Annotated in this window: 13 protein-coding genes, 1 tRNA gene and 1 other RNA gene; 6 read left to right on the top strand and 9 right to left on the bottom strand. The window is 70.3% G+C overall.

The genetic code is table 11. The features are described 5' to 3' along the window. Positions 1 to 6: 6 nt before the first annotated feature. Positions 7 to 438: a MarR family winged helix-turn-helix transcriptional regulator gene (locus ABD140_RS04605; protein WP_344237016.1), complete on the bottom strand. Its 432-nt coding sequence runs from the start codon at positions 436 to 438 to the stop codon at positions 7 to 9. A gap of 58 nt (positions 439 to 496) precedes the next feature. On the opposite strand from ABD140_RS04605, the gene ABD140_RS04600 reads away from it, so the two are divergent. Both ABD140_RS04600 and ABD140_RS04595 read left to right on the top strand, forming a co-directional pair. After that, the gene (locus ABD140_RS04600; RefSeq protein ID WP_344237014.1) at positions 497 to 880 is read left to right on the top strand and encodes a PPOX class F420-dependent oxidoreductase; all 384 of its coding nucleotides are present in this window, start codon (positions 497 to 499) and stop codon (positions 878 to 880) included. 206 nt (positions 881 to 1,086) lie between these two features. Next, entirely contained in the window at positions 1,087 to 1,713 is a 627-nt protein-coding gene (locus ABD140_RS04595) for a DedA family protein (protein WP_344237012.1), read from the top strand. A 36-nt stretch (positions 1,714 to 1,749) separates the two neighbouring features. On the opposite strand, the gene ABD140_RS04590 is transcribed toward ABD140_RS04595, so the two are convergent. Then, on the bottom strand, positions 1,750 to 4,113 hold the full coding sequence (locus tag ABD140_RS04590) for a cellulase family glycosylhydrolase (RefSeq protein WP_344237010.1): 2,364 nt from the start codon (positions 4,111 to 4,113) through the stop codon (positions 1,750 to 1,752). A gap of 9 nt (positions 4,114 to 4,122) precedes the next feature. Between ABD140_RS04590 and ABD140_RS04585 the strand changes: the two genes are divergently transcribed. Together ABD140_RS04585 and ABD140_RS04580 are read left to right on the top strand one after the other, a co-directional pair. After that, positions 4,123 to 5,496 carry an MFS transporter gene (locus ABD140_RS04585; protein ID WP_344237009.1) on the top strand — a complete coding sequence of 458 codons (1,374 nt, stop codon included), beginning with the start codon at positions 4,123 to 4,125 and terminating at the stop codon, positions 5,494 to 5,496. Continuing rightward, on the top strand, positions 5,493 to 6,251 hold the full coding sequence (locus ABD140_RS04580) for a MerR family transcriptional regulator (RefSeq protein WP_344237008.1): 759 nt from the start codon (positions 5,493 to 5,495) through the stop codon (positions 6,249 to 6,251). Before ABD140_RS04585 ends, ABD140_RS04580 begins: the two co-directional genes overlap by 4 nt. Before the next feature lie 8 nt (positions 6,252 to 6,259). On the opposite strand, the gene ABD140_RS04575 is transcribed toward ABD140_RS04580, so the two are convergent. From ABD140_RS04575 to ABD140_RS04565, 3 genes are read right to left on the bottom strand one after another with little or no spacing between them, the layout of a single operon-like run. Beyond that, entirely contained in the window at positions 6,260 to 6,925 is a 666-nt protein-coding gene (locus ABD140_RS04575; RefSeq protein ID WP_344237006.1) for a response regulator, read from the bottom strand. Then, the gene (locus ABD140_RS04570) at positions 6,922 to 8,127 is read right to left on the bottom strand and encodes a sensor histidine kinase (protein WP_344237004.1); all 1,206 of its coding nucleotides are present in this window, start codon (positions 8,125 to 8,127) and stop codon (positions 6,922 to 6,924) included. Before ABD140_RS04570 ends, ABD140_RS04575 begins: the two co-directional genes overlap by 4 nt. A gap of 20 nt (positions 8,128 to 8,147) precedes the next feature. After that, complete coding sequence (locus ABD140_RS04565) at positions 8,148 to 8,717, bottom strand: heme-copper oxidase family protein (RefSeq protein WP_344237002.1); 570 nt, start codon at positions 8,715 to 8,717, stop codon at positions 8,148 to 8,150. A 243-nt stretch (positions 8,718 to 8,960) separates the two neighbouring features. Here ABD140_RS04565 and ABD140_RS04560 point away from each other — a divergent pair, with 243 nt between their 5' ends. Beyond that, positions 8,961 to 9,824 (top strand): MOSC domain-containing protein, encoded by an 864-nt coding sequence (locus ABD140_RS04560; protein WP_344237000.1) that lies wholly within the window; start codon positions 8,961 to 8,963, stop codon positions 9,822 to 9,824. Between the two features lie 72 nt (positions 9,825 to 9,896). Here ABD140_RS04560 and ABD140_RS04555 read toward each other — a convergent pair whose 3' ends face one another. From ABD140_RS04555 to ABD140_RS04540, 4 genes are all read right to left on the bottom strand, one after another. Next, positions 9,897 to 10,430 carry a hypothetical protein gene (locus tag ABD140_RS04555; RefSeq protein WP_344236998.1) on the bottom strand — a complete coding sequence of 178 codons (534 nt, stop codon included), beginning with the start codon at positions 10,428 to 10,430 and terminating at the stop codon, positions 9,897 to 9,899. 222 nt (positions 10,431 to 10,652) lie between these two features. Then, complete coding sequence (locus tag ABD140_RS04550; protein ID WP_344236996.1) at positions 10,653 to 11,879, bottom strand: Shedu anti-phage system protein SduA domain-containing protein; 1,227 nt, start codon at positions 11,877 to 11,879, stop codon at positions 10,653 to 10,655. A 190-nt stretch (positions 11,880 to 12,069) separates the two neighbouring features. Continuing rightward, positions 12,070 to 12,157 (bottom strand) — tRNA-Ser (locus ABD140_RS04545). A gap of 10 nt (positions 12,158 to 12,167) precedes the next feature. Continuing rightward, positions 12,168 to 12,491, bottom strand: a complete 324-nt coding sequence (locus ABD140_RS04540; RefSeq protein WP_344236994.1) for a DUF952 domain-containing protein — start codon at positions 12,489 to 12,491, stop codon at positions 12,168 to 12,170. Between the two features lie 45 nt (positions 12,492 to 12,536). Here ABD140_RS04540 and ffs point away from each other — a divergent pair. After that, positions 12,537 to 12,632: signal recognition particle sRNA small type (ffs, locus tag ABD140_RS04535), an RNA gene on the top strand. The last annotated feature ends 15 nt before the right edge of the window (positions 12,633 to 12,647 follow it).

Below are 12,647 nucleotides of genomic sequence, written 5' to 3'. Positions count from 1 at the left end.
GTCCGTTCACTCGTCCGTGGCGGTCAGCGCCTTGGAGCAGCGGGCCAGGAGGGCGCGGAGCTGGTCGCGTTCCTCGGAGGTGAACTCCTCGGCCAGGCGGCGCTCGATGGCGACGGCCGCGCGGTCGGCGGTCTCGAACGCCTCGCGGCCCGCGGCGGTCAGGCGGGTCTCCAGCACGTTGCGGTGCCAGGGGTGCGGGGTGCGCTCGACCAGGCCGCGGTCCTCCAGGTTCCGCAGGACGACGGCCATCGCCTGCGGGGTGACGAGGCAGGCGCGGGCCAGCGCGGCCGCCGAGATCCCGGGGGCGTCCGAAAGGGCGAACAGCGCCGCGTACTGCGGGACGGTCAGGGGTTTCAGCGCCGCCTGCTTGGCCGCGATCAGCTCGGTCTCCACGCGCTTCAGGTCCAGGCCGAGTCGTTCGGCCGCGGGCATCGTCATGGCATCAAGCCTAGGAGTGATATAAAAGCTTTGATAACTGACAAAGCTTGGAGAACCCATGATCCCCGCATCGCACGAGGACCTGCTGAACCGACCCCTCTTCGCCCACCTGGCGACGCTGAACCCCGACGGCTCCCCGCAGGTCACCCCGGTCTGGCAGGTCTGGGACGGCGAGGTCCTGCGCTTCACGACCACGACCGACCGGCGCAAGCACCTCAACGTCGTCCAGGACGCACGGGTGGCGGTCTCGGTCAACGATCCGGAGCGGCCGTACCGCTATTTGGAGGTCCGCGGTGTCGTCGAACGGGTCGAGCCGGACCCCTCCGGAGAGTTCTTCGACGTGCTCGCCAGGCGCTACGACCTGCCCTACGACGCCCCGGTCGGCGACGCCCCGCGCCGCGTCGTCCTGGTGCTGCGCCCGACCCACGCGACCTGGCAGTGAGCGGTCTCCGAACACCTCCCCTGTCACCGGCGTCTCACCAGCGACCCTGACGAAAGTCAGGGGGTGCGGGCGACTTCTGGGGGAAGCGGAGGATTCTCCGTGACTCGTAGATTCGTCAGGAACGTTGCAGGTGATGATGGCGTGAGGGGCGAACGAGTGACACGGGGGATCGCGGTGACGGTACGGGGTAGCGCGGGGTGGGCCGGATGACCGAGGCGATTCTGGACTTCGCGCACGGCCTCATCACATCGCCGTGGATCTATCTGCTGGTCTTCGGCATCGCGATGCTCGACGGGTTCTTCCCGGTGGTGCCGAGCGAGACGCTGGTCATCACGACGGGCGCGTTCGCCGCCTCGACGGGTGAGCCCGACGCGCTGCTGGTCATCCCGGTGGCGGCGGTGGGCGCGATCTGCGGCGACCACATCTCCTACTGGCTGGGCCGCGGAGCCGGCGGCACCCGCAGGATCAAGAACGGCAAGGCGTTCCGCTGGGCGCGCAAGGAGGTCGCCGAACGCGGCGGCCTCATCCTCGTCGTCGCCCGCTACATCCCCGGCGGCCGTACCGCCACCACCCTGACGCTGGGCGCCGCCCGCTACCCGTTCCGCCGCTTCTTCCTCTTCGACGTGCTCGCCGGGCTGAGCTGGGCCGTCTACTCGGTGCTCGTCGGCTACATCGGCGGAGTGGCCTTCGAAGAGGACCCGTTCAAGGGCCTGCTGCTCGGCCTGGGCATCGCCATCGGCATCACCGCCCTCGTGGAGGTCGTCCGCTACGTCCGCAAACGGAAGGCCGGCATGCCGCAGCACGTGGAGGAGCAGGAGAAGGCGACGGTGTGACCGGCCGCCGTCCCCGTGCGGTGGCAGAAGAGGAGGTCACCGGGTGGTGAGGCGGTAGTTCCCCGACGCGCAACCGGTGACCCGCCAGCCGCCGGGCGCCTGCTTCGCCGTCAGGTCCGCGATGTTCACGGCCGTCGTCTCGGGCGTCTCGGCGCCCGGCACCCAGACGTCCACCGTGCAGTCCCCGCGGCTCGCCGTGCCGGTCAGTGCGAGGTCCCGTACCGATGACCTCAACGACGTGAGCTCTCCGGGCACCGCCCGGGGATAGGCCCGCGACACCTCGGCGGCGGTCACCGGCTCGCGCGGCAGTGCGGTGTTCGCGGCACAGTCGATCTTGTTGAGCCCGTTGCCGATCGGCCCGATGCCGTTCTGCGGGTCGCCGCAGGCCTGCTTCCACACCCAGAACGCACCGCCGATCCGGTGGGCGTCCTCGGCGCGGGCGTATCGGCGCACTCTGTCCCGGATCTCCAGGAGCCCGCCCCAGAAGCCCCACTCGCCGCTCCACAGCGGCAGGTCGCCCGCGACGCGCTTCGCCAGGGTGAAGCCGTGCTCCAGGTCGGTGATCGCGGGCAGCCCGAGCGAGGCGTCCATGGTGATCGACTCGGCGTACAGGCGGGGGCTGAACACCAGGTCGGGGTCGTCGCGGAACGTGCCGCGCGGCATCGCGTCGAAGCCCAGGCCCGACCAGAAGATGCTCGGCTCGAAGAAGAACAGGTGGCGGCGGGACTCAACGCGGCGGATCCGGTTCAGTACCCGGTCGTAGACCTTGCCGAGCAGCAGCGTCGAGGTGACCGGGGCCAGTTCGGCGAAGCCCGGCTCGTTCAGCGGGTCGAAACCGGCGATCGCCGGTTCATCGCCGTAGCGGGCCGCGAGCATGGCCCACACCTCGACGAACCGGGTCTGCACGCCGTCGCGGTCGAAGTAGAAGTTGGTGAAGGCGCGGTTGCCGGCAGGGGACAGGTCGCGTCCGGTGAACTGGCAGCGCGGCGCGCCATCGGTGATCGTCGCCCAGTCGGGTGCGCCGTCATATCCCCACATCTCGGAGGTTCCGCGGGGGCAGGTCGTCCCGGCGGGAGTCGGTTCGTTGGACCAGCCGTCCTGGTGCATGTCGAGCACCGTGTACATGCCGTGCTTCTCGGCCAGCGCGACGGCCTCATCGAGGCGGCGCAGATACTCCTGGTCGTAGCGACCGCGTTCGGGCTCGACCTTCGACCACGAGAAGCCGAGCCGCACCACGTTGAAGCCGAGTTCGGCCATCCGCACGAAGTCGGCCTCGGTGAGCGGAACGGTCGCGGGCACGTCCGGCCGCGGCGCGTAGAAGTCGACCAACTGGTTGACGTTGATCCCCCGCAGAAGTACCTGGCGTCCGGCGGAGTCCACGATGCGCGGGTTCTCACCGCGGACCGCGCTCAGCGGCAGCAGTTCGCCGGAGACCGCCCCCGTCGGCGGCGGTCGCTCCGAGGTGGCCGCGTCACCCGCGGCGGCCAGCGATCCGGCGGTGACGGCCGACGCGATGCCGACCGTGATGAGTCGGGCGGTCGCGGCGCGGACGCGATGGGCGTGGCGCAGAGCGGCGAGCGCGGCGATGGCGGTGATGGCGGTGATCGGGCCGAGGGCCGCGCCGAGCGCGACTCCCTCACTGACCCGCAAGTACAGCGAGACCGGCACGCGCAGCGGGCTGCCGAAGCCGTCGACGGCGATCAGCACGAGCACCTGCGCGAGGCCGAGCGCGGCGCCCGCCCAGAGCGTCGCCAGCCAGGCGGCGAAGAAGGTTCCGACGCGGTCGCGGGCGCGGCTCCCGAACGTGTGCAGGGCGCGCGACAATGCGAGGAAGAAGATCACGAGCCCACCGGCGAGGCCGAGCGCGCCGACGGACGGGGAGAGCGACGGTACTCCGTCCGGAAGGTCGGTGTTCCAGTGGGCCGCCGACCACTCCCCGGTCCCGGCCGCCACGACCGTGACCAGGGCGGCCGTCCACCGGTGAGGCGCGGCCGGCGGCTGGTCGCGGACCTCTGCCAGGGGCCGTCCGGCGAGCACGACGGCAGCCGGGGGCAGGGCGTAGAGCCCGGCTTTGAACACCGTGTAGGAGGTCGCCCAGGCCAGGTCGGCGAGGTTCAGCAGCGGTGCGGACGCCGCGACCGTCATGACGAACTTCGCTACCAGCGCTGACAACACGATTCCCGCCCATACCGTGGCGAACCGGCGGCGACGCGGCAGATGGGAGAACGTCCGCGTCACCAGGTAGGTGAGGCCGAGCAGGACGGGCACCTGGAGCGGCAGCGCCGCCTGCCAGCGCGTCGCGGGAAGGAGCCGCCCCGGCATGCCGTAGAGGGAGAAGTACCCGACCGGATCGAGCAGGGCTCCCGCGACGATGAGAGCGGCGAGGGTCCCGGTGGTCAAGATCGGAAGGTGGCGCGGCGGCACGGTGTGCTCCCTCATGTGGCGTGGGCCACGAAAATACATGAAACAGTCTCATGTTTTCTAGGGCCGGAGTCGTCGGCACGCTCGGGCGGCGGCCACGGTCCCGGGTCCCGAGGGCGAGGGCTTGACTCCGACGTTGCGTCGGGGTTTTGGGTGGGGTGCGTGAAAGTCGTTTCGTGGGCTTATCTCGCCTCATATGCGCTGTCCATGGCGGGGAACTCCCTGGCGGGGGTGGTGTTGCCGCTGGTCGTGCTGCAGGTGACGGGCAGTGCCTGGGGAGCGGGGATCGTCGCCGGGGCGGCGGTGGTGCCCGCCGTTCTGGCGGGACTGTTCACCGGGGTGGTGATCGACCGGATCGACCGGCGGACGGCGTCCGTCCTCGCGGACGTGGTGTCGGCGGCGGCGATCGGCATCCTGCCGCTGGTCGAACTGGTGGGGGAGTTGAGCCTGGGGTGGTTCGTTGCGAGCGCGCTGCTCGGGTCGCTGGGAGACGTGCCCGGGCTGACGGCGCGGGAGGCGCTGCTTCCGGCGGTCGTGCGGCACGGGGGGATGGGCGTCGAGCGGCTCACGGGCCTGCGGGAGAGCCTGGGCGCGCTCGCGATGCTGGTGGGGCCCGCCGCGGCGGGCGGCTTGATGGCGCTGTACGGCGGTGCGGCGGTCCTGTGGATCACCGCGGCGGCTTCGCTCGCGGCGGCGCTCGTCACGCTGCTCATTCCGCGGGGCGTCGGAGCGAACGATGGTCTCGCGGGCCCGCCGCGGCTGAGGGAAGGGTGGACGGCGTTGACGCGCAGCCCGTTCCTGCTGGCCGTCACGGGACTGAGCCTCGCGGCCCTGCTCGTGCTCGTGGCGTTCCAGGCGCTGATCCTGCCGGTCTCGTTCGTCGACCGCCCCGGATTCCTCGGCCTCGTGCTGAGCGCGATGGCGCTGGGCGCGCTCGTCGGCGGAGCGGTCTACGCGATGGCGGGGAGCCGCGGGCCGCGTCGCGCTTGGTTCGTGAGCGGAATGGCGGGGGTGACGGCCGGGGTCGTGCTCATGGCCGTTCCGTCCGCCGGGTCCGTGCTCGCCGGGTCCTTCACGGTGGGTCTGTCGAGCGGGCTGTTCAACGGCCTGCTCGGGGTGCTGATGATCGAGCGGACGCCCGAGGAGGCGCGCGGAAGGATCATGGGGATCCAGAACGCGATGATGACGGCGGCGGCGCCGGTCGCGATCTTCGCCGCCGCGGCCCTGACCGAGGCGGCGGGCACGGACACGGCGGCGGCGGTCCTGACGGCGGTGTGGGTGGTCGCGGCGGCCGCCGCGCTGAGGTCCCGCGCGCTCCGTACGCTGGAGGAGGGAACCGCGGTGGAGGAGGTGCGGCCGTGAGGAGCGGGGAACTCGCGAGGATCGCCGGAGTGTCCGTCCGCGCCCTCCGCCACTACCACCAGGTCGGCGTTCTCGACGAACCGCCCAGATCGTCCAACGGCTACCGCCGGTACGGCGTGCGGGACGTGATCCGCGTGCTGCGGATCAAGCGGCTGGCCGCCCTCGGCGTCCCGCTGGAGCGGATGCCGTCCCTGCTCGACGACTCCGGCGACGACGGCGCGGACGTCCTCGACCGGATCGACGCCGAGCTCGCCGCCGAGATCGACCGGCTGACACGGCGCCGCCGGCTCATCGCCATGATCCGCGCGGTGGGCGCACCACCGGACTCGCCACCGGAGACGGCACGCTTCCTGGCGCTCGCCGCGGGCTCCTACCCCTCATTCGAACTGGCCGCCTTCGACCGCGACCAGACGGTCCTCCTGTCCCACCTCCTGGGCGACTCCGGGATGCCCGGGATGCAGCGCTTCTACGAGCGGCTGAGCGCTCCCGACCTGCTCCCCGCGCTGGCCTCCCTGAACCTCCGCTTCGCCGCCCTCGACCCCGCCGCCTCCCCCGAGGAGATCACCGCCTTCGCCGAGGACTTCACGGCCGCCTTCGCCCCCGTCGTGCAGGACCTCACCGACACCGTCCAAGGGGCGGTCCCGCACCTCCTCGAGGAGTACTCCTTCCTCCTCGACGACTACTGCGCCGCCGTCCTCAACCCGGCCCAGCAGCAGGCCCTCGCCCTGATCGGCTCCCGTTTCGCCACGGACTGACCGCCGGGTCAGTCCGTGAGGCGGCCGGGGACCATGAGGCCGGTCTCGTAGGCGGCGATCACGGCCTGGACGCGGTCGCGGAGCCCGAGTTTGGCCAGGACGTTGCTGACGTGCGTCTTCACGGTGTGCTCGCTCACCACGAACCGCGCGGCGATCTCGGCGTTGGACAGGCCGCCGGCGAGCAGCCGCAGCGTCTCGCGTTCGCGGGCGGTGAGGACGTCCAGCCGTTCGGTGCGGGCCGGGGGTACGGCCGAACCGGAGGTGAAGGCGGCGATCAGGGTGCGGGTGACCGACGGCGAGAGCAGCGACTCGCCCGCGGCGACGACACGGACGGCGTGCACGAGGTCGTCCCGCCGCACGTCCTTGAGCAGGAAGCCGCTCGCGCCCGCGCGCAGGGCGTCGAAGACGTAGTCGTCCTGCCCGAAGGTGGTCAGCATGATGACCCGGGCGGACGTCTCGGCCCGGACGGTCCGGGCGGCGTCGATACCGTTCATTCCCGGCATCCGGATGTCGAGCAGGACGACGTCGGGACCGTGCTCCCGGGTCGCGCCGACCGCCTCGAAGCCGTCTCCGGCCTCCGCGACGACCTCGATATCGGGCTGCGCGTCCAGGATCATCGCGAATCCGGCGCGGACCAGCTCCTGGTCGTCGGCCACCACGACGCGGATCGTCATACCGCCGCCTCCTCTCCCGGCACGGTCACGGGCAGCCGCGCGCTCACCTCGAAACCCGGCCGGTCGTCCGCCCGCGGGCCCGCCGTCGCCGTCCCGCCGCAAGAAGCCGCCCGCTCGCGGATACCGATCAGCCCGTTGCCGCCGGACGGCAGGACCGTCCCCGTGCCGTTACGGCCGGACGGCAGGAACGTCCCCGCGCCGCGGCCGTCGTCGACGACACGTACTTCCAGCGCGTCGGCGTGCCAGCCCAACCGCACTTCGGCGCGGGCGGCTCCGGCGTGCTTGACGATGTTGGTCAGCGCCTCCTGCACGATCCGGTACGCCGCGACGTCGCAGTCGACGGGCAGTGGACGTGGCGTGCCCTCCACGTCGTACCGCACCTCCAATCCGGCTCCGGCGACCTGGCGGACGAGCGCGGGCAGCTCGCGGACTGTCGGCTGAGGAGAGCGCGAGGCGTCGTCTTTGAGGACGGACAACATCCGGCGCAGCTGGTCCAGGGCGTCGCGGCCGGTGTCGGCGATCGCGTCGAACGCCGCCGAAGCGCGGTCGGGCGCCGACTCCAGCACGACCGGGCCCGCCTCGGCCTGGACGACCATGAGGCTGATCGAGTGCGCCAGGACATCGTGCATGTCACGGGCGATGCGGGCGCGTTCCCGTTCGGCGGCGCGCTCCTCGTCCATCCGGCGCTCGCGCTCCAGGCGGAGGGCGCGTTCGGCGAGCGCGGCCGCCTGCGCGCGGGACCCGGCCGAGGCCCTGCCCAGCGCGTACGCGGCGACGTACAGGACGATGCCCCGCGTCGCGGTGTCCGGCGAACCGACCGTGACCAGACCGATCAGGCACATCACCGTGAGCATCGCCAACCGCGTCCGAAGCGGGCAGCCGGCCGCCACCCCGTACAGCGCGATGAGCGCCCCGTACCAGAGCGGCTGCGACGCCAGCGGCTCGGCGAGATCGTAGAGACCGGAGAAGGAGACGCACAGCAGCAGGACCACCACCGGCGCACGGCGCCGCGCTGCCAGGGGGAGCGACGCCCCCACCGCCACCACGTACCCCCACCAGTGCCAGGGGAGCCCGCTGACGCTCTGCTGGAACAGCAGCGGTGCGACCTGCGCGCCGGAGACCCCCACCGCGAGCACCACGTCCGACCAGGGCGAACGCGCCAGCCGGCGAAGCCGCGAGACGGACATGCTGGATTCTTTCATGATCGGACTTCACGGCCGCCTCACGCGGTCGCGGACAGAACGGGACGGCGGGCCAGCGGGGCGAGCCCGACGAGCAGCAGCACACCCGTGACCGGCAGCAGGTCCAGCCCCAGGAACGAGGCCAGCACGCTGAGCACGACCGCCCCCGCCTGCCAGGCCGGCACGGCGCGGACCACCGCCAGATGGCAGGCCGCCACGAGCAGCCCGAAGAAGAACAGCACCGGCCCCACCGCGTAGACGGCGAGCTCGACCCCCGGCACATCCTGCACTTCACCGAACATCCGGCTCATGTCGTCATGGTCCGCGGCCAGCGCCCCGACGACGAGGTCGATCCCGATCTGCACGACGGCGCACACGACACCGACGGTGGCGCAGACGGCCGTCGCCGTGGCGAACACCCCCCGCCCCGCCAGTCGCCGCATCTCCCAGAGCACCGGAACGAACAGAAACAGCGCACCGAAGAACGCGAGATGGCCGACCGTCCAGGCGAGCCCGGGCCCCCGCTCCCCGTCCATCCCGTCCAGCAACCGCACGACCCCGTAGACGACCACCAGAACCGGCGCGACGACAAAAGAGAAAGAAGCGTTCATGCCGGAATCCTCGCCCCGGCTCCCCGTCCCGGACATCGCCGAAGCGACCCATCTCCCGCCTCCCCCGCGCGACGGAGGGAGGCCGTGGTGCAAGGTGACAACGCCGCGAGAAGACGGGCTCCATGGTTCCGCCGCTCTCCTCGCCATGGCGTCCCGGCCTCGGCTCGAATTGGACGCTCCGTCAACTGTACTGTGCGGCGCAGTGGCTACGGGGGACCGGCGAACACCGAGAGGAACTGCGTGATGGCGAGCGGGCACATCGACACGGCGACCGTGCGGGAGATCTGGCACTACCCCGTCAAGAGCATGGCGGGCATCCGCCTCGAAGCCTGCGACCTGACCGCCGACGGCTTCGTCGGCGACCGGGGCTGGGCGGTCCGGGACGAGAAGCGGAAGTGCATCGCCGACGCGCGCTCGCTCCCCGCGCTCCTCGACGTCGAGGCGCGGTACACACGTCCGGCCACTCCCGGAGAGCCCTCACCTCCGGTCGAGCTGCGGCTGCCCGGAATGCGCACGGTCACCTCCGAGGACGGCGACGTGCACGAGGCGCTGACCGAGTACCTGGGCCTCGACGTGACACTGTGGCCGCGCCTCCCCGAGGACCGGCGCGAGCACTACCAGCGGGTCTACCCCGAGGACGTGGTCGGCTACCTGACCGACCTGTTCGGCGTCACGGACCCCGTCGACCTCCCCGACATCTCACAACTCCCGCCCGAACTCGCCGAATTCCAGACGATCCCCGGCAGCTACTTCGACGCCTACCCCGTCCACCTCGTCACCACCGGCACCCTCGACGCACTCGCCGCGGCCCTGGACCACCCGGTCGACACCCGCAGACTCCGCCCCAACCTCGTCGTGGACGGCCCCGCCGAAGCGGACGAGGACTGGACGGGCCGCGAACTGCGACTCGGCGACGCCGTGATACGGATCGAGACCCCCTGCCCCCGCTGCGTGATGATCTCCCACCCCCGCCAGGGCCTCCCCACCGACCGAACCCTCCTGCGCACGGTCCACCGCGACTTCGCCCACAACGTGGGCTACTACGCGACCGTCGTACGACCGGGCCCCCTCACCGCCACCGCTCCGGCCGGCACCCCCTCGAACTGACCCCGCACCGCCCCGCTGCACCGCACCGGCCAACACTTCGCACGACCGATGCGATGCAGCGGGGACAGCCGATCACTTCTTGGCGCAGCGTCCATCCTTCTGCCAAGCCGCCGCGAGCTGCTGCGGTGTCCTGCCCGCCTTGTAGGGCGCGAGGATCTTCTGATCCGGCTGCCAGCGCCATTCGCTGTTCTCGTAGACATAGGTGTAGGACGCGGCGACGCTGATACCCATGGTCCGTGTCGTGCGCACCTTGGCGCTGAGGCGGTCCGGAGCAAGTTGAATGGAACTGATCTTGAAGGGGACGCCTTCGGCGATCGACGGGCAGAGCTTGTACGCCTTGACGTAGTTCTGGCGGGTCACGAACTTCTTGGCGGACTCGGTCCAGAGGTCGTAGGAGTCGCCATAATCACCGGTCGCGTAGGCGTCGAAGTTGGTCTGCGCGACTTCTCGCACCGCTGCTTTCGTCTTCGGCTGCACCTCCACGAGCTCCTCGCTCTTCACCGCCGACGGCTGCGACTTCGCCGGAGCCGCGGACCGGGCCTCTTTTTCCGCAGAGCAGCCAAGAGCGACAAGCGAAATCGCGGCCATGATGAAGAGCTTGCGCAACAGGGCCTCCGGGGCGTAGGTGGCAGCCGATCTCGACCTCGGCCGGTCATGGCAATTCCGCTGGTCAAGAACTCGACGAAGACTTCTTTGGGCTTGGGGAGGATAGCGCGAGGCCGATCGAGGGGTCGCTGTGGGATGAGCAGGATGCCGGCAGCAGGGGCCGTCGAGGTAGATGCGGACGAAGACGGGCAGATCCTCGGACCGCCCTGAGGACTCCGGCGTTCACCCCGCCGGAGTGTCACCCTCCGGTAGAGCGAGCGACCTTTCGGCACTGTCGAGCAGATCCTTGTACGTGAGCACCTCGATACGACTCAGGTGCGAGTTCAACGTGCGCAGCGCCTCATTGATCGCCTCCTCCGGTATCTCGGGATGGCGAAGCGGGTGGCCGATGAGCACCATCGCATTCGCCCGCCGCGTCTCAAGCCCGATTTCTCGTCGGATCCGAAGCCTGTGCTCGTCGAGCCCCATCAGGTAGTCCATGGCTTGGCTGACGGCATCGTGCACCGGAGCGGCGGCCACCCAGGCACCTCGGTGCTCTTTCACCAGTGGGCCTTTCAGGCCCGCGGACCGTTTGATCTCGACCACATGCAGCGTGCCGTCACCGCGTACGAGCGGAATGTCGTACTCGTTACCCGGCACCAGCCGCCGATAGGCCGGTTCATGGCCGATGAAGCGGCCTCCGAAGATCCAGTGCCGACTCGTCAACGCGCCCTGAAGTTCCGACTCGGATGCCAGAGGGTCCTCGACGACGGAACGCAGGCCCACCAGTCCGGCAGCGCGACGCTGCAGCTCGACGGCCCTGAGCAGGATCCGCCCTTCGGAGTCGTCGGCCAGGAACGCCACCGCCTCGGGTGTCAGCGAGATCCGCCGGGCGGCCTCCCTGGCGTCCTCCACGTCGACGCGATCGCGCATGATCCGCTCGAGCCACACGACCAACTCGGCCCGCCCCCGCAGTATCCGGTACCGTCCGGGCCGGTCCGGCGGCGCGTCCAGCACCTCCGCGTCCGCCGCGAGCCCCTGGAAATGCTCGACGAGATCCGCGACCGACGCGTCCGGCCTCGCCGTGAGGAACTCCGCTGACGTCTCTGCTGCCCATCTGGTCATGCTCTGCATACTGCGTGCCGCGAAGTCCCGGTTGGTCTCCGAGCGTTTTCCGTCCTGGAAGAGCCGGTAGTTCTCTTCGAAGACCGGCTTGAGGATCCTGCCCTCGGAGTAGTCGATCGTGTCTTGGATCAGCCGGACGACGTGCCACTCCCCGACCTCTGCGGCCTGTCGCCGACAACTCTCCAGAATCTCCAGCAGCTTCCGGCCACCACGCCGATGGCCACCCGTCCTGCTGGCCAGATGAGCAATGGCCGATTTGATACCGGCGAGCAACTTGGCGTCGACCGCCTCGGCCTCGACCAGCTTCAGCTGCAGTACCGAGGCAAAGTCTGCCCTTATCGCCATCGCTCCATGATCGACGAAAACGCTTCTGCGTGTTCCGGTATCAAGCGATTAGCCCTGCCCAGCGTGGATGCCACATCATCGACAGGGGTGGGGTCTCCAGGAGCGGCCGGGAGCGCCGGGGAGAAACAAACAAAGGCCCCGTCAGCGGTTTCCCGCGAGGGGCCTTCGTTTCAGTGCCCGGCGAGGCACTTGGCGGAGGATACGAGATTCGAACTCGTGAGGGCTTGCACCCAACACGCTTTCCAAGCGTGCGCCCTAGGCCACTAGGCGAATCCTCCGTGGGACAGCCTACCGGTTGTCGGGGAGTGGACGGACCTCTATGACGGCGGACTTGGGGAGGGGGCCGTAGAGGTGGGGGTAGAGCTCGTCGGGGGAGTCGGGGGCGGGCTCGAAGCGGATGTCGAGGTGGCGGGGGTCGATCGTCAGGAGGAGGAGGTCGGGAACGCCCTGGTAGTGGCGGGTGAGGACGCGGGCGACCTGGTCCTGGGTGGCGGAGCAGTGGATGAAGCCCTCTTCCGCCAGGGTCCTGTCCAGAGTGGACATCGTGTAGGGGGTGTTCTCGGTCACACCGGCCCAGGCGGAGCGGGTGGCGATGTGAAAGACGTGGGACATGGCTGGGACTGTACGCGGCCGGGGAGCGGATGACATAGACTCTGGGCAGACCCCTCGCGTGGCGTCATCTTGTGAACCTCCCCAGGGCCGGAAGGCAGCAAGGATAAGCAGGCTCTGGCGGGTGCGCGGGGGGTCCTTTTGCGTCTAGGACGGACG

Origin of the sequence: Actinocorallia libanotica (assembly GCF_039525175.1) — a bacterium.
Taxonomy (GTDB): Bacteria; Actinomycetota; Actinomycetes; order Streptosporangiales; family Streptosporangiaceae; genus Actinocorallia; species Actinocorallia libanotica.
The sequence above is the reverse complement of the archived record's forward strand: the minus strand, read 5'-3'. Positions and strand labels throughout refer to the sequence as shown.